The organism is Dyella sp. Tek66A03 (assembly GCF_052567735.1).
On record NZ_CP199584.1, the window covers coordinates 1,893,847 to 1,915,227 of the forward strand.

Sequence of the window (21,381 nt, forward strand, 5' to 3'; positions counted from 1 at the left end):
ACGTCACCGTTGGCTGGGTGCACTAGTTGAAGTCTTCGGATCGCTTGGCTATCGCTCGGGAGAGCTGGGCGATTTGCCTGAACTGCTCGATCAGGTCGGTGGCCAGCCGGAAATTCTGCACATCGGCCATGTCGGCCAGTTGCAGCCGATTGAGCACGCTTTGCCGAGCAGCGGCAGCCAGCATGTCGATATCCGCTTTCGCGGCGCTGACCTGGGACGCTGCTTCACCGCTGGCGTGGCCTATCGTGGTGATGGCCAGCTCGAGGTTGCTAAGCACGGCATCGGCGAAGCGCCTGGTGGATTCATCGCGCAGTCGCGTCAGATCGATGCTTTGCGAAAGCCTTTGCTGGCCGACCGACACCAGGTTGGTGGCGATGATGCCGCTTACACCTTCCAGATTGGTGGTGACCTGCGCGAGGCCGACCATCTGTTGGCCTTCGTTGCTGGAATGTTCTACTTGGGACAACTGGCCGATGTAGTGGAGTATCGCGGACGCCAGCTGATCGCTGTCCCGGTCCTGGTCCAGCAACAAATTGATGTCCTCCATGCTGCCCTCGATGACGGCGACCGAGCCGTGTCGGACGACGCCAAGCACATGTTCACCCAGCCGTCTCAGCTCAAGGCAAACCCGCTCCAGTCCCAGCGAAGGTACCGTCAACGAGGATTCGTCCAGATAGACCGGTACGCCAGCCGGTTTCGTTTCCACGGGCCGTGATGGAACGATGCGTTGGGCGATCCTGCTGATCGGCCCGGTGAACCAGATCAGGATCAAGGTGCTGACCACGCTGAAAATCGTATGGACGTTCGCCACCTGGCGCGGGGTTTCGGCCGCCAGTCGCGCAACCCCTTCCAGCTCAGGGTGTGACGGCGAAATGTAGCGCGTCAGGTCAGCCATCTGCGGGATGAAGAACACCCAGAACAGGATACCCAGGGCATTGAAGATGACATGTACGATGCCGACCTGAAGCGCCTCGGGTGGTTTGCCGATGGCGGCCAGCAAAGCCGTTCCGCAGGTGCCGATGTTGGCACCGAGTATCAGCGAGATCCCGGCCTCCAACGGCATCAGTCCTTGGCCGCCGAGTGCAATCACGATGGCCATCGTCGCCGCCGAGCTTTGAACCACGGCGGTGAAGACAGCGCCCACGATGATGCCCAGCAAGGGGTTCTCCATGTCCTGCATGGCGTCGATGAACGGCTGAAACGTGCGAAGTGGGCGGGTGGCGTCGCCCATGAACTGGATGCCCAGGAACAACAGGCCCAGGCCCATGATGACGCCACCAAGCTGCCGTAGCAGCGCGCGTTTCGCGAAGGCGTGCAACAGATAACCGATCGCGAGCATGAAGGGTGTCAGGCGCGACACATCGAAAGCGATGATTTGCGCGGTGACCGTCGAGCCGATATTGGCACCCATGATCATGGGCACGGACTGACTCAAGCTCATCAAGCCGGCGGAAACAAAGCCAACCATCAGCACCGTAGTGATGGTCGACGAATTGAGCAGGGCGGTGATGACGGCGCCTCCCAGGACGCCGCGGAAGCGGTTGGCGGTCAGTGCGCTCAGCATCGCCTGCAGCCTCGATCCGGCAATGGCCTTGAGGGCGCCGGTCAAGAACTCCAGGCCGAGCAGGAAGAGGGCGAGACCGCCGACCAGCACGCCGAACATCTTGACCAGATTCAGGCTGCTCGGTTCGATCTCTGCGAGTGCGTTGATCATCATGGGCTGGCTTTCCTGGTGAAAGATATCGCCGTCGAAAACGAGCTCTCGTGCTCTGGAGGCGGCCCGAAGCTAGACGGAAGAGCGTTCCTTCGACGCGCGCGACATGCGAATGATCCACTTCTCGGCCTCGACCACGAGGAAGAACACAAAACCGCCAAGGAACAGCCATGGCCAGATCCGCAGTGGAATGGCCTCGGTGCCGAATAGTTCCTGCAGCGGCAAGGCATAGGTAAACAGAAGCTGGAGGATCACCACCGCGCCAATGCCCATCGGCAGATAGCGATTGCCCAGATGGGCCTTGAACGACAGCGACGAGTCGACCCGGTAACGCGTATTGAGCAGATAGAAGATCTGACCGATGGTGAGCGTGTTGACCGCAACGGTCCGGCCAAGCTCATCGGAGGCGTTTTGCGCCTTCATCCAGAAGAACGCGCACAAGGTCAGCGCAAGCAGGCTCAGGCCGACGAAAATGACCCGCCATATGCCGAACCCGGTAAGGATAGGACGCCCGGCCACAGCCGGTGGACGACGCATGACATCCTGCTCGTGCGGCTCGAACGAGATGACCAGGCCAAGCGCCACCGATGTCACCATATTGACCCAGAGCACCTGGGGCGCCGTGATAGGCATGGTAAAGCCGAGCAGGATCGCCACCATGATGACGGCTGCCTGGGCCACGTTCGTCGGCAGCATGAAGAGGATCGCTTTCTCGATGTTGTTGTAGACCGTTCGTCCCTCGCGGACGGCGGCTGTGATCGACGCAAAATTGTCGTCGGCGAGCACCATGGCCGCGGCTTCCTTGGTGACCTCGGTGCCCTTGATGCCCATCGCCACGCCGATATCCGCTTTCTTGAGCGCAGGCGCGTCGTTCACACCGTCGCCCGTCATCGCCACGATCTGGTTGTTCGCCTGGATCGCCTTGACCAGCCGCAGCTTATGCTCGGGGCTGGCGCGCGCGAACACGTCCACTTTCTCCACTTGCTCCTGCAGCGTCGCGTTATCCATCGCCTCGATCTCGACGCCGGTAAGCGCCGTCTTGCCGTCGCCGATGCCAAGCATCTTCGCGATGGCGGCGGCCGTGATCTTGTGGTCGCCGGTGATCATGGTCACGCGAATGCCGCCGGCGTGGCATTCCTTCACCGCTTCGATGGCTTCCTTGCGTGGCGGATCGAGCAGGCCGACCAGCCCCAGTAGGACGAGCGTCTTGGGCAAATCGGCGGGAGAGAGATTTCGATCGGCTAGACCGGGATGATCGAGCCAGGCGAGCGCCAGCACGCGCTCGCCCTGAGCCGCAAGTTCGTCTGAAGCAGCGAGGAAATGCGGCAGATTGATCGGCTGTGGACCGTCTTTCGCCTGCTGCCGATCGCAATGCTCAAGAATGACTTCGGGCGCGCCTTTGACGAGCAGAAACTGACCGCCATCCGCCGCTTCATTGAGCGTGGCCATGAAGCGATGTTCCGACTCGAAGGGAATCGCATCGACGCGGCGATAAGCCGCTTGCTGCGCCTGCCGTTCCAGGCCGATCTTGTTGGCAAACGGATAGAGCGCGCCCTCGGTCGGATCGCCCTCGACCTTCCATACGTCTTCTTCGAAGCGCAGTTCGGCGTCGTTGCACAGCATGGATACGCGGCCCATCAGATCGAGCACCGGATCCTGGCGCGCCGGCGCGCCGTCCCGCAGCACCGTTCCTTCCGGCGCATAGCCATCGCCTTCGATCTTGTAGGCGTTGTCCGCCGTCACGGCCGACACCACCATCATTTCCATCAAGGTCAGCGTGCCGGTTTTGTCGGAACAGATGCGCGACACCGAGCCCAGGGTCTCCACCGCGGGCAGCCGCCGGATGATGGCGTGGCGTTGGGCCATGCGTTGCACGCCGATCGCCAGCGTGATCGTGATGATCGCCGGCAGGCCTTCCGGAATCAGCGACACCGCGATGCCGACGACAGCCTGGAAGATTTCGACAAACGGCAAGCCTTCGACCCATCGGCCATAGGCAAACACCAGCGCGCCGACCACGAAGATGACGGCGGTAATGGCGTACCCGAATTTCTTGATCTGGCGAAGCAGCGGCGTCTCCAGCGCGTTAACGGCCGCCAGCATTTGATTGATGCGCCCGAGCTCGGTGTCGCTGCCCGTGGCAACCACCAGCCCGGTGCCGCGCCCTGACACGACCAGCGTTCCGGAGTAGGCCATGCTGTGGCGGTCGCCCACCGTCGCATTGCTGGCAACAGGGGCGACGGACTTGTCGCTTGGCACCGACTCGCCCGTAAGCGCCGCTTCCTCCATGCGCAGATTCTTCACCTCGATCAGGCGCAGATCGGCAGGCACTTTGTCGCCCGACTCGAGCAGCACGATGTCGCCAGGCACTAACTGTTCCGATGCGAGCATGCGCGTCTCACTCGCGCGCAAGGTTCTCGCCTCTGCGGAAAGCATGTTGCGGATCGAATCGAGCGCTTTCTCGGCCTTGCCTTCCTGCACAAACCCAAGCAAGGCATTGATGACGACCACGCCAAGAATGATGGATGCATCGATCCACAAGCCAAGCATCAGCTTGACGAAACCGGCGCCGAGCAACACGTAAACGAGAATATTGTTGAACTGGCCCAGAAACTTCATCAGCAGGCTTTGCTTGCCGGCTTCCGGCAGGCGGTTGGGGCCGAACTTCTGAAGCCGCTCAGTCGCCTGCCCAGCATCTAGCCCTGATGCAGGGTTTACTCCCAGCTTGTTCGCCGCGTCGTCCGCGCTCACGGCATGCCAGGCCGGGGCCTCTCGTTGACGTGCTGCGCCTGCCGATTCGTTCATCGCTCACTCCACAAAGGCGTTGCGGGTGCTGACTTCTGGAAACCGGGTGTTCGAGAGATGTTCTATCGCGGGTTCATCTGGCGAAGACGGCCAACGACCAGCGCGGCGGTGCGGGAAATCCCGCTTCGAACCTGAAGGCCGAAGTGCTGCGTTTTTGAATGCCGCCAAACGCATCGGTGCGAGGTACCCCCAGCCATCGGCATGGCCACTTGCCTACCCGTGCCGGCCTTGCTCAGTGTGTTGCGCGACGGCGTGTAGCCGACGTGAGGCAGGCGGCATGGCGTGCCGTCAGGCTTCCGTCCCTGGTGTACGCCATGGCACCCCCACAGCAAAACAGCGCTTCACACCGCGAGGCGTAAAGCGCTGTTCTGGCTGGAATGGATGGTGGAGCGGAGGAGGATCGAACTCCCGACCTCTGCATTGCGAACGCAGCGCTCTCCCAGCTGAGCTACCGCCCCACACGAGCCATCAATCTTACCAGTGGGTTCTGGCCTTCGCCAAGCCCCCGGCCAGGCCTGTTGTCAGGGCAACAGGCGCGTCAATCCGTCATGCAACACGTCGCGGCGCCAGCCGTCGAGAAACTCGGGCCATTGTGCCGTCACCACGTATTCCTCCAGCACCTTGCGCGGGCAGAGCAGGCCGCCGGGCAGGTCCAGTTCGGTGGCGCAACTATCGGTATAGGTCTTCATGGCGGCCAGCGCCTTCTTCGCTTCGCCCTGCGGGGACTCGGGGATAGGTTCGGCAGCGGCGATTTCGTCGGCGTCGAGCGGGCGACCAAGCAAGTCCAGCAGTTCCGCCCGCTGCGGTGAGCGCAAGGCTCGTTGTCCGCGCGTGCGCTGTTCCAGCGCGCTAGTCGATGCCGGTGGTTGCTGGGCCAGGCTCATGGCCAGCGCATCCTCGAGCATCCACGGGCGCGGGCGGTCGAGCGTGCGTGCGGCCTGGTCGCGCCAGCGCAAGACGCGACGAAGCAGTGCTCGCTGCTCCGGTCGCCATTCGGAAGCGCCGCGAAACGACCGCTGTGGCTGCGGGTCGCCTTCGCGGTGACAGGCGCGCTGCTTCAGGCGCTCGCAGTCTTCGGCATGCCAGGCCGTACGATCGCGTTCGGCCAGGCGCGCGGCGAGCTGTTCGTGCACGGGCTTGAGGTAGACCACATCCAGGGTGGCGTACGCACGCTGCGATTCGGTCAGCGGACGCTGCAGCCAGTCCGAGCGCGTTTCGCCCTTATCCAGCTCGGCACCGGTCAACTCGGCCACCAGGGCACGGTAGCTGATGCCCAGCCCCATGCCGACGAAGGCAGCAGCAATCTGTGTATCGAATAGCTGGCGCGGTCCATGCGGCAGCAATGGCGACAGCGCTTCGAGATCTTCGCTGGCGCTGTGCATGACCGTCGTGACGCCACCGTCGCCGATCAGCGGACGCAGTGCGTCGCCGATCTCGAAGGCCACCGGGTCGACCAGCGCGTAGCGTCCATGCCAGCCGAGCTGGATCAGGGCCAGCTGGGGATAGAACGTATTGCGGCGCATGAATTCGGTATCGAAACCGAGCACGGCATCGGCGGGCAACTCGCCCAGCCAGCTTTGCAAGGCGTCGCGGTGATCGATCCATGCTGCGTCGGGGGTTGGGGCGGAGAGTTGATGCATGCGTCTTCCTGGCGATGCAGAACGCGCACTCGCGCATTGTCCTGACATCGGTTTGTGCCTAAGGTTAAGCAATGCACCATAGCAGGCCGACCAGGGACGCCCAACATGCCGAGCAAGGAAACCGTACGTCGCCAGCGTGCCATGGGTGGAGCCTTGGGCGTTGCCGTACTTACCTTGGCCCTGGTTTATCACTTCTTTCCGCGCGTCTTTCATGTGGAGCCGTCGGTCATCGCCGCGAAGCGCGCCATGAATCTTGGTCCGATCCCGAGCATCGCCTCCGGCCCCCCCGCGTCGCCGGCGCGCAATGTCGCGGAGATCGATGCCGGTCCGCCGCTGACCTTGGCACCGACCGAGGTCATCGTGGCGCGGCTTGGGCATAAGGATGCGAATCTGCCCGAGCAGCTGAGTGCCGACACGCCTGAGGTCGAGGGGTTGCTGACGCGCGCTGGCAAGGCCCTGCGAACCGGTCAGCTGGCGGGTGACGAAGGTAGCGCGGTTGCGCTCTACCAGCGGGCGCTAAAGCTTAAGCCGGACAGCCGCCGGGCCGCGCAAGGCTTGTTCGAGGTGCGCGCCCGACTGGTCGCGGAAATCAACCAGGACCTTGCGGTTGGCGACGCAGAGTCGGCCGGCGACCTGCTCGGCACGCTCAAGGACATGCCTGATTCGAAAGACGATGCGGCCCAGCTTCAGGTGAAGTTGAAGACGCTGACGCAGGTACGACCCTTGCTAGCCAAGGCGGCCGCCTTGCTGCAGCAGGGCAGTCCGGACCAGCCCAAGGGCGCCAATGCACTGGAGCTCTATCGACAGGTGCAAGAGATGGACCCGGACAATGCCGTGGCGGAGCAAGGCGTGTTGCAGGTGCAGCGAGCCGTGCTTGACCGAGCGCTGGCTGCGGTGGCGCAAAACGACTTCAAGGGGGCGGATCAAGCGCTGGGCGAGGCGGCGCAAATCCTGCCCGATTCGCCGGCGCTGCGTGATGTGCATACGCGTGTCGATGGCATGCGCCAGGCGCGCGGGACGGGCATTCTCGCGCAGGCTCGTTCGGCCCTCGATGCCGGCAACCTGGGCCTGGCGCAGCAATTGGCCGATCAGGCCAAGGCGATCAGCCCCGACCTGGCTGGTCTGGGCGATTTCAGCGAGCGCCTGACCAACTCACGGCTCTATGCCAACTTCAAGCCGGGCCAAGTCTTCACTGACCGCTTTGCGGATATGCCCGGACAAGCACCTTCGATGGTGGTGATACCCACGGGGACCTTCCAGATGGGCGCCCCGGATGCCGAAGCGGGACGGCAGGATGCCGAGACTCCGCAGCACGAGGTCGTCATCGGCAAGGGCTTTGCGCTGTCACGCACCGCCATCACAGTAGGGCAGTTCCGCGAGTTCGTTCGAGCCAGCGGCTATCAACCGGATTCGGTAAGGCTCGGCGGTGCCAGCGTTTACGACGAAGGCACGGGCGCCATGCGTGATGACGTCAACGCGAGCTGGGAGACCGATTACGTCGGCCGCACGGCCGACGCTCGCCTGCCGGTGGTCAATGTTTCCTGGAACGATGCCAAGGCCTATGCGGAATGGCTCAGCCAGCGCACCGGCAAGACCTATCGCCTGCCCAGCGAGGCTGAATTCGAGTACGCCCTGCGCGGCGGCACCACCACGCGGTACTGGTGGGGCGACGGCGGGCCGACCTCAAAAGTGGAAAATCTCACCGGCGGCAACGATCGCTCGCCCAGCGGGCGTCGCTGGAGCAATGCCTTCCGTGGCTATACCGACGGCTATTGGGGGCCGGCGCCGGTGATGAGCTTTGCGCCCAATCCATTCGGCTTGTACGACATCAACGGCAATGTGTCCGAATGGGTCCAGGACTGCTGGCACGACAGCTACCTGCGCGCTCCCCGTGATGGCGGCGCCTGGGTCAACCCGGGTTGCAACGTGCGGGTGGTGCGCGGCGGTTCCTGGGGCAGTTCACCGGAACAGGTGCGCTCCGCCTACCGTCAGGGCGCCGACGCCGGCGTGCGCAGCGGTCGCGTTGGCTTCCGCGTATTGCGCGAACTCTAGGAAGAAGGCCGCACACCGTCGCAGCTACATCGAGACGGCTCGCACGGATGCGCTACGGAGTCTGGCGAAGCGCGCCACAGCGCTTGTGTTGTCGCCTGCCCGAACCGTAAAATGACCCGCTTTCGTGTAAGGGAATCATCGACTTAGGGCGGAGTGTCCGGAGGCTGACGGGGCGAGGTGCAAGAGTGGATTCGTCCAGCTATTCCCTTTGAAATCCGGTGCTTGTGGTAAGTTCCTCATAGTTGTTCTGATGCGAAAGTGGCGGAATTGGTAGACGCACTGGATTTAGGTTCCAGCGGGCTTGCTCGTGGGGGTTCGAGTCCCCCCTTTCGCACCATCCCTTACTCTTTTTACAGGCGGCCGGGGGCCGCCATGCGCCTGTGACGGGCGCACTACAGGTACTCCAGGAGACGTCATGCAGGTTTCGGTTGAAAACGTCGGCAAGCTCGAGCGCAAGCTCACGGTGAAGTTTCCCGCGGCGCGCTTCGAGTCGCAGGTGAGCGCACGCATTGCCGAGATGGGGCGCACCGTGCGCCTTAAGGGCTTCCGTCCGGGCAAGGTGCCGACTACGGTGATCCAGCAGCGCTTTGGCGACCAGGTGCGCGGCGAAGTCCTCTCCGACCTGATCGGCAGCACGCTGCGCGAAGCGGTCGAGCAGGAAAAGCTGCGCCCGATCGCCAATCCGGCCATCAACACGACGGGTAATCCGGTCGACGGCGAGATCGCCTACACGGCTACCTTCGAAGTGATGCCGGAGTTCCCGGAAGTCGACGTCGCCAAGCTGGAAATCTCCCGCCCGGTGGCGGAAGTGACCGATGCCGACATCGAAAAGATGATCGAGACACTGCGCGTGCAGCGCCGCAGCTTCGACCCGGTCGAGCGCGCCTCGGTCGAGGGCGATTTCGTGATGTTCGAATACTCGGCCCAGGCCGGCGACTACCGCTTCCCGACGGAAGGCCTGGAGCGTGCGGGCAGCGTGCTGGGTTCGGGCACCTTGTTCAAGGCGCTGGACGAGGCGCTGGTCAGCCGCCAGGCGGATGACGAATTCGATGCCGAGATCGCTTTCCCGGCCGATTTCCGCAACGAAAGCCTGGCCGGCAAGACCGCCCAGGTCCATTTCAAGATCATCAAGGTGCAGGAGCCAAAGCTGCCTGAAGTGGATGGCGAGTTCGCCAAGCTGTTCGGCATCGTCGACGGTGACCTGGAGAAGTTCCGCAAGGAAGTCCGCGCCAACCTCGAGCGCGAGCTCAAGGCCACCCTGATGGCCCGCCTCAAGTCCGAAGTGGCCGAGAAGCTGGCCAACGCGCATCCGGACCTGGATGTGCCGAACCTGATGGTGCAGTCCGAGGCGCAGAACCTGGCCCAGGGCAGCGTGCCGCGCGGCCAGCAGGTGCCGCCGCAGCTGCTCGAAGCCGCCTCGCCGATGGCCCGCAAGCGTGTCATTGCCGGTCTGCTGATGGGTGAGATCGCCCGCAAGCAGTCGCTGGTGATCGACCGCAGCCGTATTGCCGAGCAGCTCGCGGCCATCGCCTCGACCTACGAGGAGCCGGAGAAGGTCATTGAACTCTATAATCGTGACCCCCAACTGATGTCAGGGCTGCAGAATCGCGTGATGGAAGACCAGGTGGCAGAGTGGGTGGCAGATCACGCCAGCACCACCGTGCAGAACCTGGGCTTCGACGAGGTGATGCGCCCGGTCAGCGCCTGAGGCATCCTTCAGGCATATCAACCGGAGAGCGACAAGCATGGCCATGGACCCGATCCAGAACCTCAACCTGGTACCGATCGTCGTCGAGCAGACCGCCCGCGGCGAGCGCTCGTACGACATCTATTCGCGCCTCCTGAAGGAGCGCGTGATCTTCCTCGTGGGCGAGGTGAACGATCAGGTAGCGAACCTGCTGGTCGCGCAGATGCTGTTCCTTGAGTCGGAGAACCCGGACAAGGACATCCATCTGTACATCAACAGCCCGGGCGGCGCCGTCACCGCCGGGCTGGCGATTTACGACACCATGCAGTTCGTCAAGCCCGACGTCAGCACCATGTGCATCGGTCAGGCCTGCAGCGCTGCGTCGCTGCTGCTGATGGCTGGCGCCAAGGGTAAGCGTTATTCGCTGCCCAACTCACGCGTGATGATCCACCAGCCTTCCGGTGGCGCCCGCGGTCAGGCGACCGACATCGAAATCCAGGCCCAGGAAATCCTGTACCTGCGTCGCCGCCTGAACGACATCTACGTTCAGCACACCGGTCAGCCGCTGGACAAGATCGAGCGGGACATGGAGCGCGACCGCTTCATGAGCGCCGAGGCGGCCAAGGAATACGGCTTGATCGACTCGGTCCTAGACCGTCGCGCCGTCGATACGGTGAAATCGGCCTGATTTCAGGCGTCCGGCCCCGGTTCTGCCAGTCGTTCCGCGTCTCGCTGCAGACGCGGAACCCTGTGCTATTCTCAAACCGCAACCGATTTACCAGCAGGATCCAAGCATGAGCGACGAGCGGCAGGGCCGTTCCAACGACAGCGGCAAGATTCTCTATTGCTCTTTCTGCGGCAAGAGCCAGCATGAAGTGCGCAAGCTGATCGCGGGTCCATCCGTGTTCATTTGCGATGAGTGCGTAGAGCTTTGCAACGACATCATCCGCGAGGAACTCGAGGAGAAGGCCGCCTCCGGGCGTAGCCAGCTGCCCAAGCCCCGCGAGATCAGGGAGACGCTTGACCAGTATGTGGTCGGCCAGACTCGCGCCAAGAAGGCGCTGGCGGTGGCCGTGTACAACCACTACAAGCGCATGGAATCGCGCCAGAAGGCGGATGACGTCGAGCTGGGCAAGTCCAATATTCTCCTGATCGGCCCCACCGGTTCGGGCAAGACGCTGCTGGCTGAAACGCTGGCGCGCCTGCTCAACGTGCCGTTCACCATCGCCGACGCCACCACGCTCACCGAAGCGGGCTACGTGGGCGAGGATGTGGAAAACATCATCCAGAAGTTGCTGCAGAAGTGCGACTACGACGTCGAGAAGGCGCAGTCGGGCATCGTCTATATCGACGAAATCGACAAGATCTCTCGCAAGAGCGAGAACCCGTCGATTACCCGCGACGTGTCCGGCGAAGGCGTGCAGCAGGCACTGCTGAAGCTGATCGAGGGCACCCTGGCCTCGGTGCCGCCGCAGGGTGGTCGCAAGCATCCGCAGCAGGAATTCCTGCAGGTCGACACCAAGAACATCCTGTTCATTTGTGGCGGCGCGTTCGCGGGTCTGGAAAAAGTCATCCAGCAGCGCTCCGAAAACACCAGCATCGGCTTTTCGGCCGAGGTGCGCAGCAAGGAGCGCAGGGAAAACCTGGGCAAGGTGCTCGCTGATGTCGAGCCAGCCGACCTGGTGCGCTACGGCCTGATTCCGGAGTTCGTCGGTCGTCTGCCCGTGGTTGCCACCCTGGATGAGCTGGACGAGCCGGCCCTGGTGCAGATCCTCACCGAGCCGAGGAACGCCGTCACCAAGCAGTTCAAGAAACTGTTCGAGATGGAAGGCGTCGAGCTGGAGTTCCGTCCGGAAGCGTTGCAGGCGATTGCCCGCAAGGCATTGAAGCGCAAGACGGGCGCTCGCGGCCTGCGCACCATTCTCGAGGCCGTGCTGCTGGACACGATGTACGAGCTCCCATCGCTGGAGCACGTGAGCAAGGTCGTGGTCGATGATGCGGTGATCGATGGACAGGCCGAGCCCTATCTCATCTATCGCGGCAACCTCAAGCAGCCGCGTGCCGCAGGCGAGGGTGGCGACGCCGCCTGACCCGCCGCAATGTCGCTTTAGCTAGCGCGATGGCCTCGGCAAAACTGCCGGGGCCATTTCGTTTGTGTGGTTGGTCATGCACTTGTGTGCGTGGCCGTTTGCCACCACTTGACGTACAGAAGGCCCCGGCGCAGTGTCGGGGCGAACGACATAATTCATCCACGAGAGACTCTCTTCGATGGCAAAGAACGCCCCCAACCCTCAGGCCACCGGAGCCGTGCTGGAAGCCCTGCCAGTGCTGCCCCTGCGTGACGTGGTGGTCTATCCCCACATGGTCATTCCGTTGTTCGTTGGGCGTGACAAATCGATGCGTGCGTTGGAGCGCGCCATGGAGGGCGAGCGCCAGATCCTGCTGGTGGCGCAAAAGAGCCCTGACATCGATGATCCCGCTATCGATGACCTGCACGAGATCGGTACGCTGGCTGGCGTGCTGCAGTTGCTGAAGCTTCCCGATGGCACCGTCAAGGTGCTGGTCGAGGGACAGTCGCGCGTTGCGATCGAGAAATTCAACGAAGACGGCGGCATGCTTACCGCCACGTCGCGCGTCATCGAGCCGGTGTACAGCACCAAGGAGCGCGAGCTCGACGTGGTGTCGCGCACGCTCATCTCGTTGTTCGAGCAACTGGTCAAGCAGAGTCGCAAGCTGCCGCCGGAAGTGCTCGCTACGTTGTCGGGCATCGATGATCCGTCGCGCGTTGCCGATTCCATCGCTGCGCATCTCTCCGTTCGCATGGGCGACAAGCAAAAAGTGCTGGAGACGGCCGACGTCGGCCAGCGCCTTGAGCTGTTGATCGGACTGGTCGATGGTGAGATGGATTTGCAGCAGGTGGAGAAGCGCATCCGCGGCCGCGTCAAGTCGCAGATGGAGAAAAGCCAGCGCGAGTACTACCTCAACGAACAGATGAAGGCCATCCAGAAGGAGCTCGGCGAGAGCGAGGAAAGCCCGAACGAGATCGAGGAGCTGCAGAAGAAGATCGAGGCCGCCGGCATGCCCAAGGCCGTGCTGGCCAAGGCGCGCCAGGAATTCGGCAAGCTGCGCCAGATGTCGCCGATGTCAGCCGAGGCCACCGTGGTACGCAACTACCTGGACTGGCTGGTCGGCGCACCGTGGAAGAAGCGCAGCAAGGTGCGCAAGGATCTCCAGGCGGCGCAGGAAGTCCTCGATGCCGATCACTTCGGCCTGGAGAAGGTCAAGGAGCGCATCCTTGAATACCTCGCCGTGCAGCAGCGCGTGAATACCATGCGCGGCCCCATCCTGTGCCTGGTGGGTCCGCCGGGCGTGGGCAAAACGTCGCTGGGTCAGTCGATCGCCAAGGCGACGAACCGCAAGTTCGTCCGCATGAGCCTCGGCGGCGTGCGCGACGAGGCCGAAATTCGTGGCCATCGTCGTACCTATATCGGTTCGATGCCGGGTCGCATCGTGCAGAACCTCAACAAGGTAGGGACGAAAAACCCGCTGTTCGTGCTGGACGAGATCGACAAGATGTCGATGGATTTCCGCGGTGATCCGTCGTCGGCCCTGCTCGAGGTGCTCGATCCGGAGCAGAACCATGCGTTCAACGATCACTATCTGGAAGTCGACCTGGACCTCTCCGAGGTGATGTGGGTCGCCACGGCGAACTCGCTGAACATTCCAGGCCCCTTGCTGGACCGCATGGAAGTCATTCGTATTCCCGGTTACACCGAAGACGAGAAGTTGGGCATTGCGCTGAAGTACCTGCTGCCCAAGCAACTCAAGGCCAACGGTTTGAAGTCGGAGGAACTGACCGTCGACGCGGAGGCGTTGCGTGACATCGTGCGCTACTACACGCGCGAGTCGGGTGTGCGCAATCTCGAGCGCGAGATCTCCAAGATCTGCCGCAAGGTGGTGAAGGAACTGACGCTAGGTCAGGTCAAGAAGAGTGCAGGGGCGAAGCTTCCGGCGAAGAAGGCAGTTGCAGCCGTGAAGACGGCCAAATCCAAGTCAAAGGCGCCGGGTCACGCGGCAGTGAACTCGGACAATCTTGAGCATTACCTGGGCGTTCGTCGCTTCGATTTTGGGCGAAAAGAGCTCCAGAACGAAGTGGGTCTGGTGACTGGCCTGGCATGGACCCAGGTGGGTGGCGACCTGCTGAGCATCGAGTCGTCGATCGTGCCGGGCAAGGGGCGCCTGGTGAACACCGGGCAGCTTGGTGACGTCATGAAAGAGTCGATCCAGGCGGCACTGACGGTCGTTCGTGCCCGCGCCGACCGGCTCGGCATCGATCCGGAATTCCACCAGAAGCTCGATATCCATATCCACGTGCCCGAGGGCGCCACGCCCAAGGATGGCCCTAGCGCAGGTATCGCCATGTGCACAGCCCTGGTGTCCGCATTGACCAAGGTGCCGGTTCGCTCCGAAGTGGCCATGACCGGTGAGATCACCCTGCGTGGTCGCGTGCTGCCCATTGGTGGGCTCAAGGAGAAGCTGCTGGCGGCGCATCGCGGTGGCATCACCACGATCATCATTCCCGAAGAAAACAAGAAAGACCTTGCGGATATTCCGGATAACATCACCGGCTCGCTGGACATTCATCCCGTGCGCTGGATCGATGAGGTGCTCGATATTGCCCTTGAGCGCCCCCTGCAGCCGCTACAGGCCGTCGAAGGCGGCGGCAAGCCCAAGGTCGAGGCACCGATCGACGATGCCCAGGACGAGTCGCAGGAGTCGTATACGCGGCCTCACTGATTTGTGCCCTGTTTGATAGCGAAAAAAAACGGGCGGACTTCCGCCCGTTTTTTTTTGCCCCGGGCCAGGTGGTACCGATCGTGGTCGCTAGCGTTTCGGGCACCACTTTGCAAGCAATCTCAAATAACGCTGAACTGCGGGAAGCCTTGGTATTGCTTGTCATTGCGGACCCTGTAGGCCACTGGTATAAAGGCGGCACCGCAGCCTGACGCCGAGCACGATGCGCAGTGATGCGGGGTTGCTTGGCGGCGCCTCGATGGCCAGTCATCACGAGGGCGTCGTCTTGTCCCAGACTGACCACGCGGGCTGCATAACCGTTTAAGGGAGTGTCTCAATGAATAAAACCGATCTGATCAATGCCATTGCCGAGAAGGCCGAACTCACCAAGGCTGACGCCGGCCGTGCTCTCGAGGCTTTCTTCGAGACCGTGCAGAAGGCGCTGAAGAAGGGCGACGACGTGTCGGTGGTGGGTTTTGGCACCTTCACCGTGCGCAAGCGCGCTGCCCGCACCGGGCGCAACCCGCGCACCAATGAGACGATCAAGATCAAGGCCTCGAAGGTTCCGGCATTCAAGGCTGGCAAGACCCTCAAGGATGCCCTAAACTAAGCGGCTCTTATGCTTGGTTTCGGGTGCTTAGCTCAGCGGTAGAGCGTCGCCCTTACAAGGCGAGGGTCGTAGGTTCGATCCCTACAGCACCCACCAGAAAAATGCGGAGCGGTAGTTCAGTCGGTTAGAATGCTGGCCTGTCACGCCGGAGGTCGCGGGTTCGAGTCCCGTCCGCTCCGCCACAGTTCGCAAGGGCGCCCGAGTGGCGCCTTTGCCTTTTAAGCACCGCGCACATGGTGCGCCGAACAACGAATAGCCGGGAACAATCCATGCTGCAGGCAATACGTAACAAGCTACACGGATGGCCTTCGGTGGTCATTCTGGGCATTTGCGTTTTCGCTATCTCGTTCTTCGGTATCGAGTCGTATTTCAGCTCGCGGACCGATACCTACGTGGCGATGGTCGGCAAGCACGAGATCAGCCAGCAGCAGTATCAAGAGCGCATGAACCAGCTGCGCCAGCGCGCCATGGCCCAGCAGGGCGATCATTTCGATCCCACCCTCTTCGAGCAACCCGAGGCGAAGCGTCAGGTGCTCGAGCAGTTGATCGACGAGCAACTGCTGCTGCAGGCCAATGAGAAGCTGGGCATGCGGGTATCGGACATTGCCGTGCGTGACCTGATCAGCGGGATCCAGGCCTTCCAGGTCAATGGCCAGTTCGACGCCAATACCTATCGGGCTATTCTGGCCGCACAGAACAAGTCGCCGGGGACGTTCGAGAACGACGTGCGCGGGTCGCTGGAGACGTCGTTGCTTCCGGACGCCATTGCCGCCAGCACGTTCGTGACCGATACGGACATGGATCGTTACCTGGCCCTGCGCGCGCAGCGCCGTAACCTGCGCTGGTTCGCGTTGCCGCGACCGGCGCTGACCGACACGCAGGTGACCGATGCGCAGCTGGAGGCCTTCTACAAGGAGCACCAGGCTGACTTCATGAACCCCGAGCAGGTCTCGTTGAAGTTCATCGAAGTCAACGCTGCCGACCTCAAGATCGACGCACAGCCGAGCGAGGACGACCTCAAGAAGCGTTACGAAGACGAGAAGCAGCGCTTCGTGCAGCCTGAGCAGCGCCTGGTTTCGCACATCCTGATCAACGTGCCGAAGAACGCCACGCCGGATCAGCAGAAGGCCGCCTTGGCCCGGGCCGAAAAGATCGCCAGTGAAGCTACCCCGGATGATTTCGCCAAGCTCGCCGAGCAAAATTCGGACGACTTGGGTTCGAAGCGCTCCGGCGGCGATCTGGGCTGGCTGGAAAAGGGTGTCACCAACGCCGCCTTCGATAGCGCGCTGTTCTCGCTGCAGAAGGGCCAGGTGTCCAAGCCGGTGCTGTCCGACGAGGGTTATCACGTGCTCTGGCTGCGCGACGTGCGCAGCGGTGCGGCGAAGCCCTTTGCGGAAGTGCGCGATCAGATCGCCAAGGATTACCTGACTACCGAGCGCGACCGCAGGTTCAGCGAACTGGCGGGCAAGCTGACCGATCAGACCTATCAGAATCCTTCCTCGCTGGAACCGGCCGCGCAGGCTTTGACCCTGCCCATCCAGGCCACGGGGCTGTTCTCGCGCAAGGGTGGCGAAGGTCTTGCCGCGAATCCGAAGCTGGCCGAGGCAGCCTTCTCGGACGACGTGCTGACCCAGGGCAACAATTCGGGCCTGATCGACCTGGGCACCAATCACGCGGTGGTGATTCGCGTCGACAAGCACGTGCCGGCAGCGGCACGTCCGTTGACCGAAGTGCGTGATCAGGTGCGTCAGAAGATCCTGGATGAACGCATCGTCGCCGAGGCGCAGAAGCGTGCGGATGGCGTGCTCGCGCGTTTGCAGAAGGGCGAGGACATGCAGGCCGTCGCGGCTTCGCTGGGCGCTGCCGTACAGACTGTCCCGGAAGCCGTTCGGGTGCAGCAGGAACTGCCGGCAGAAGTGCTCGACCAGGCCTTCTTGTTGCCGCATCCGGCAGCGGGCAAGCCGCAGTTCGCCCGCGTCGGGATGCGTGATGGCAGCTTCGCCGTGGTGGCCGTCGACAAAGTGCAGGACGGCGATCTGAGCAAGGTGACGCCGGAGCAGCGCACCATGCTGCGCACCCAGATGGCCCAGGCCTACGGTGCCATCGCCACGCATGAGTTCATCGAAGCGCTGAAGGCGAAGACCGAGATCAAGATCGCTACGGAACGCATGTAAGCGAGCGCTGCCGTGGTGGCACAAGGAAAAGGGCGGCTGCATGGCCGCCCTTTTTTATGGGCAACGCCGTCGAAGGAGCTAGACGCCCGTCATGCCCAGGATGTTGTAGCCGGCATCGACATGGGTGATCTCGCCGGTGACGCCGGAGGCAAGGTCGGAACACAGGAAGGCGCCGACGTTGCCTACTTCATCGATGGTGACGCTGCGACGCAGCGGAGCGTGCTCGTCCACATGCTCGAGCATCCTGCGGAAGTTCGCGATACCGGCGGCAGCAAGCGTCTTGATCGGGCCTGCGGAGATCGCGTTGACGCGGGTGCCTTCCGGACCGAGATGGAAGGCGAGATAGCGCACGTTCGCGTCCAGACTGGCCTTGGCCAGGCCCATCACGTTGTAGCTGTCCATGGCACGCTCGGCGCCCAGGTAGCTGAGCGTGAGAATGGCGCCCCCGCGTCCAGCCATCATCGGCCGGGCGGCCTTGGCCAGTGCGGCCAGGCTATAGCTGGAAATATCGTGTGCGATGGCGAAGTTTTCGCGCGTCAGATGGTCCAGAAACTCGCCCTGCAGTGCCTCGCGCGGCGCGAACCCGACGGAGTGCACGAGGATGTCAAAGGACTCCCAGTGCTTGCCCAGCGCGGCGAACAACTGCTCGAGCTGTGCATCGACGGCCACATCGCAGGGCAACACGATATTGGAGCCGAACGTATTGGCGGCTTCGTCGACGCGGTCTTTCAGGCGATCGTTCTGATAGGTGAAGGCGAGTTGGGCGCCTTCACGATGCATCGCGTTGGCAATGCCCCAGGCAATCGAGCGCTGGCTCGCAATGCCGACGATAAGCGCGCGTTTGCCATGCAGGAATCCCATGCGTCCTCCCAGCCTTAAAAACGCGCCCAGGCGGCGTGGCCCGCCGAGTCTAGCAGTCGCTAGCGCGCGCCAGCAGAGGATGATGCTACGCAGCCTGTCAGCCAGGCGAGTTGATCTTCAGCACCTGGCCCGGCTTGACGCCAGGTCCCTGCAGGTGGTTCCACTGCTCCAGCTGGCTGATGTCGACCGAATAAAGGCGCGCGATGCTCCAAAGGCTCTCACCGGACTTGACCGTATGAGTCTTGGCCGCCGACGAGGAACGCCGCCCCTTCGCGGGTGACTCTGAAGCGTCGGAACGGTCATCGGTGGCCCCATTCAGGACTGCGGCCAGCGGCGGTAGCACCGCGGCGCCCGGCACGCTCTGCACGTCGCCACCACCTTCGTTGTCGGCAACCAGCGCGCTGCGGAATTGCTGCACGCGATTGCTCGGCATCAGCAGGTAAGACGCCGCGCGCGTATCGACCATGCCGTTGCGGAAGCCGGCATTGAGCTCCTTCAATTCGCTCGACGACATGCCGGCATGGCTGGCGGCGTGCTCGATCGGCATGGAGTTGCTTACGTTCACTGCGACCAGGCGTTGCTCGGAGGGCAGTAGTGGCAGGCTCACATTGAAACGGCCAGGCTCGCGAATGACGCAGGCGATGGCCAGTAGTTTGACCAGGTGCTCGCGGGTGACGCGTTTAACCGGCAGCTTCGGTACGACCGGCTCGGCGGCCGGCGCGCCATGCTGGTCGACCATTCGGCGCAAGCCGAACTCGCCGGCATTGAAGGCGTAGTCAACCAGGCGCCAGTCGCCGAGGTCGTCGTGATAGCGGCTCAGCAAGGTCATGATGGCATCGGTGGCCGCTGGGACGTCCATACGGCCATCGAAGTTTCGGTCGACCCGGATGCCCATCGCATTCGCAGTCGAGGGCATGATCTGCCACATGCCTGCCGGCATGTTCTTGCCGCCTGCCACGGGTCGATACTGACTTTCGACCCACGGCAACAGGGCAAACTCGCCGGCCACATTATGCTGGGCGGCAATCTGCTGCACGTAGGCGAGTCGAGGTGCGACCGTAGCCATCTGGTTTTCGAATTGTTGCGGGTTCTGCGTATAGCGGCGGGCCCATTCCATGATGCCAGGATCGGCATCGCAGTCCGCCATGGCGAAGCTGCCGCGCAGCTGCTCCCAGATATTGGCATTGCCGTCGCCGGGCGTCGCCGGGCCAGCAATCGTACGAGAGATATCATGCACGGGCTCAGGCTTTGGCGCCTGGACGACGGGTGCGGGCGGCCTCTGGGCCGGTGTCGTAGCGCAGGCGGCCAGCAAGATCGACATGGCCAGGGGAAGAGGGCGTAGGCGTCGGGTCATCATCCGCGAAATACGTCCTTGCTGGCGCGCATGGCGGCGAAACGTGCGACGCGGTCACCGTCCACGCCGTGGTCGCGACTCCATGCGATCACGGCGTCGTTGTCCGTGCGCAGAAATGGATTGGTCGCCCGCTCGGTATCCAGCGTGACAGGCAGGCTGGGGCGATCGTGCGCACGCAATGCCGCCACTTCCTGCTGGCGAGCGGCCAAGGCGACGTTATCGGGATCGATGGTTTGCGCGAAGCGGCCGTTTGCCGCCGTGTATTCGTGTGCGCAACAGACCAGCAAATCGCCAGGCAGGCTGGCGAGTCGATCGAGCGAAGCGAGCATCTGCGTCGGCGTGCCCTCGAATAGACGTCCGCAACCCATGCTGAAAAGCGTGTCGCCACACAACAGCACGCCTGCGCCGGCATAGGCGATATGCGTGGTGGTGTGTCCTGGCACGGCGATGACTTCAAAGTGCGCATAGGGGTGATCCAGCTTCACCTCGTCACCGTCACCGACCCGCAGCGTCGCGCTGGCGATGCGCTCATCGCGCGGCGCGTAAACGGGTACCGGATGCGTGGACAGCAAGGCCTCGGTGCCGCCGATGTGATCGTGGTGATGATGGGTTAGCAGGATCGCGCGCAGTTCGAGTCCGCGTTCCTTCAGGGCGGCCTCGACCGGAGCGGCTTCGCCCGGATCGACGACGATGGCTTGGCCCGCATCATCGTGGAGCAGCCAGATGTAATTGTCGGCGAGCGCCGGTAACGGTACGACTTGCAAGGAGATCGCCTCCGCGGTTTCGTATCGACTGACGCAGGCATCCGTGCTTGCGCGAAGTGGCCGACTATAGAGCGGGCGGGCGGCGCACTCGTTAGTGAGACGTTAATCGAGGCCCGGGTCGTTCAGACTCGTGGACCGGTCGTAGGTCCCTATGCAAACCAGGACACGTTATGGGTGGCTGCCGGTACACTGTGAGCATCGATACATAGCGGGCCGCCCAGGCATGTCGCAGCGCGATCAAGACATCTACACCAGCGCGCCCTTGCGCAGCCTGCTCGCCGAAGAGACGGTGGCCCTGATGCCGGAATTGCAGCGTTGCAGCGGCACGCATGCGCTTTTGCTCAGCGCCGCGCCAGACGACGTGCCGCCCGTCTTGCCTCTGCTCGGCAATTGGACCCGATTGAGCATGGACGCTGAACGCTACGGCGGCGACGTGCACGGGCGCAGTGACGAAGCGTTGCCGTTCCTGGACGACGCCTTCGATCTGGTGCTGTTGCGGCATGCGCTGGAAGTTTCCGATACGCCACAGGCGCTGTTGGAAGAGGCCTCGCGCGTGCTGGCGCCCGGAGGCATCCTCGCGCTCACTGGCTTGCATCCATTCAGTGCGTGGCTGCCGTGGATGCTGTGGCGTTCACGCGGACGTACGCCCGCACTGCGTTCGCCGCTGCTGCTGGAACGGTGGGCTCGGCGGATCGAGCTGGAGATTGAACGCGTGGAGCGGGTGGGCCGCCTGTGGCCCAGCAGCAGCGTTGGCCTCGATGCGGCGCATATGCTCGGCGGCGGGTACTTGCTGATCGCACGCAAGCGACGTCGCATGGCCACGCCCGTCCGCCTGAAGCCAAAGCCGGTGTCCGCGCCTGTGAATGTGGGCCTGGCACCCGGCGCGCGTCGCAACGCGGCGCCTTGATAAACAACGATTGATCGAT

Annotated in this window: 14 protein-coding genes and 4 tRNA genes; 11 read left to right on the forward strand and 7 right to left on the reverse strand. The window is 62.9% G+C overall.

Translation table 11 applies throughout. The annotated features are described in order from the left end of the window. Positions 1-22 precede the first annotated feature (22 nt). The 4 genes from ACT01B_RS08415 to rnd all read right to left on the reverse strand — a co-directional run bounded on the left by ACT01B_RS08415 (position 23) and on the right by rnd (position 6,159). On the reverse strand, positions 23-1,717 hold the full coding sequence (locus ACT01B_RS08415; RefSeq protein WP_445146907.1) for a Na/Pi cotransporter family protein: 1,695 nt from the start codon (positions 1,715-1,717) through the stop codon (positions 23-25). Positions 1,718-1,786: 69 nt separating this feature from the next. After that, the gene (locus tag ACT01B_RS08420; RefSeq protein ID WP_445146908.1) at positions 1,787-4,519 is read right to left on the reverse strand and encodes a cation-translocating P-type ATPase; all 2,733 of its coding nucleotides are present in this window, start codon (positions 4,517-4,519) and stop codon (positions 1,787-1,789) included. Positions 4,520-4,901: 382 nt separating this feature from the next. Beyond that, positions 4,902-4,977: transfer RNA gene (locus tag ACT01B_RS08425), tRNA-Ala, on the reverse strand. A 63-nt stretch (positions 4,978-5,040) separates the two neighbouring features. Beyond that, entirely contained in the window at positions 5,041-6,159 is a 1,119-nt protein-coding gene (gene rnd / locus ACT01B_RS08430) for a ribonuclease D (protein ID WP_445146909.1), read from the reverse strand. A gap of 105 nt (positions 6,160-6,264) precedes the next feature. Between rnd and ACT01B_RS08435 the strand changes: the two genes are divergently transcribed. The 10 genes from ACT01B_RS08435 to ACT01B_RS08480 all read left to right on the forward strand — a co-directional run bounded on the left by ACT01B_RS08435 (position 6,265) and on the right by ACT01B_RS08480 (position 17,476). Then, a complete protein-coding gene (locus tag ACT01B_RS08435) occupies positions 6,265-8,211 on the forward strand; it encodes an SUMF1/EgtB/PvdO family nonheme iron enzyme (RefSeq protein ID WP_445146910.1) in 1,947 nt (648 codons plus the stop codon). 252 nt (positions 8,212-8,463) lie between these two features. Beyond that, a tRNA-Leu gene (locus tag ACT01B_RS08440) sits at positions 8,464-8,548 on the forward strand. Positions 8,549-8,626: 78 nt separating this feature from the next. Beyond that, positions 8,627-9,919, forward strand: coding sequence for a trigger factor (tig, locus tag ACT01B_RS08445; RefSeq protein ID WP_445146911.1), 1,293 nt, complete (start codon positions 8,627-8,629; stop codon positions 9,917-9,919). Between the two features lie 37 nt (positions 9,920-9,956). Continuing rightward, positions 9,957-10,586 carry an ATP-dependent Clp endopeptidase proteolytic subunit ClpP gene (gene clpP / locus ACT01B_RS08450; protein ID WP_445146912.1) on the forward strand — a complete coding sequence of 210 codons (630 nt, stop codon included), beginning with the start codon at positions 9,957-9,959 and terminating at the stop codon, positions 10,584-10,586. Between the two features lie 106 nt (positions 10,587-10,692). Next, on the forward strand, positions 10,693-11,988 hold the full coding sequence (gene clpX / locus ACT01B_RS08455) for an ATP-dependent Clp protease ATP-binding subunit ClpX (protein WP_445146913.1): 1,296 nt from the start codon (positions 10,693-10,695) through the stop codon (positions 11,986-11,988). 178 nt (positions 11,989-12,166) lie between these two features. Then, complete coding sequence (gene lon, locus ACT01B_RS08460; protein ID WP_445146914.1) at positions 12,167-14,695, forward strand: endopeptidase La; 2,529 nt, start codon at positions 12,167-12,169, stop codon at positions 14,693-14,695. A gap of 334 nt (positions 14,696-15,029) precedes the next feature. Continuing rightward, entirely contained in the window at positions 15,030-15,302 is a 273-nt protein-coding gene (locus tag ACT01B_RS08465; RefSeq protein ID WP_019465590.1) for an HU family DNA-binding protein, read from the forward strand. A gap of 21 nt (positions 15,303-15,323) precedes the next feature. Further along, positions 15,324-15,398: transfer RNA gene (locus ACT01B_RS08470), tRNA-Val, on the forward strand. 9 nt (positions 15,399-15,407) lie between these two features. Then, positions 15,408-15,484: transfer RNA gene (locus ACT01B_RS08475), tRNA-Asp, on the forward strand. A gap of 87 nt (positions 15,485-15,571) precedes the next feature. Beyond that, a complete protein-coding gene (locus ACT01B_RS08480) occupies positions 15,572-17,476 on the forward strand; it encodes a SurA N-terminal domain-containing protein (RefSeq protein ID WP_445146915.1) in 1,905 nt (634 codons plus the stop codon). A gap of 78 nt (positions 17,477-17,554) precedes the next feature. Here ACT01B_RS08480 and ACT01B_RS08485 read toward each other — a convergent pair whose 3' ends face one another. From ACT01B_RS08485 to gloB, 3 genes are all read right to left on the reverse strand, one after another. Continuing rightward, positions 17,555-18,337, reverse strand: coding sequence for an enoyl-ACP reductase FabI (locus ACT01B_RS08485; protein WP_445146916.1), 783 nt, complete (start codon positions 18,335-18,337; stop codon positions 17,555-17,557). A gap of 97 nt (positions 18,338-18,434) precedes the next feature. Continuing rightward, positions 18,435-19,574 carry a LysM peptidoglycan-binding domain-containing protein gene (locus ACT01B_RS08490; RefSeq protein WP_445146917.1) on the reverse strand — a complete coding sequence of 380 codons (1,140 nt, stop codon included), beginning with the start codon at positions 19,572-19,574 and terminating at the stop codon, positions 18,435-18,437. Between the two features lie 116 nt (positions 19,575-19,690). Next, positions 19,691-20,455, reverse strand: coding sequence for a hydroxyacylglutathione hydrolase (gene gloB, locus ACT01B_RS08495; protein ID WP_445146918.1), 765 nt, complete (start codon positions 20,453-20,455; stop codon positions 19,691-19,693). 223 nt (positions 20,456-20,678) lie between these two features. Here gloB and ACT01B_RS08500 point away from each other — a divergent pair, with 223 nt between their 5' ends. Further along, positions 20,679-21,362: a methyltransferase domain-containing protein gene (locus ACT01B_RS08500; RefSeq protein ID WP_445146919.1), complete on the forward strand. Its 684-nt coding sequence runs from the start codon at positions 20,679-20,681 to the stop codon at positions 21,360-21,362. Positions 21,363-21,381: the final 19 nt, after the last annotated feature.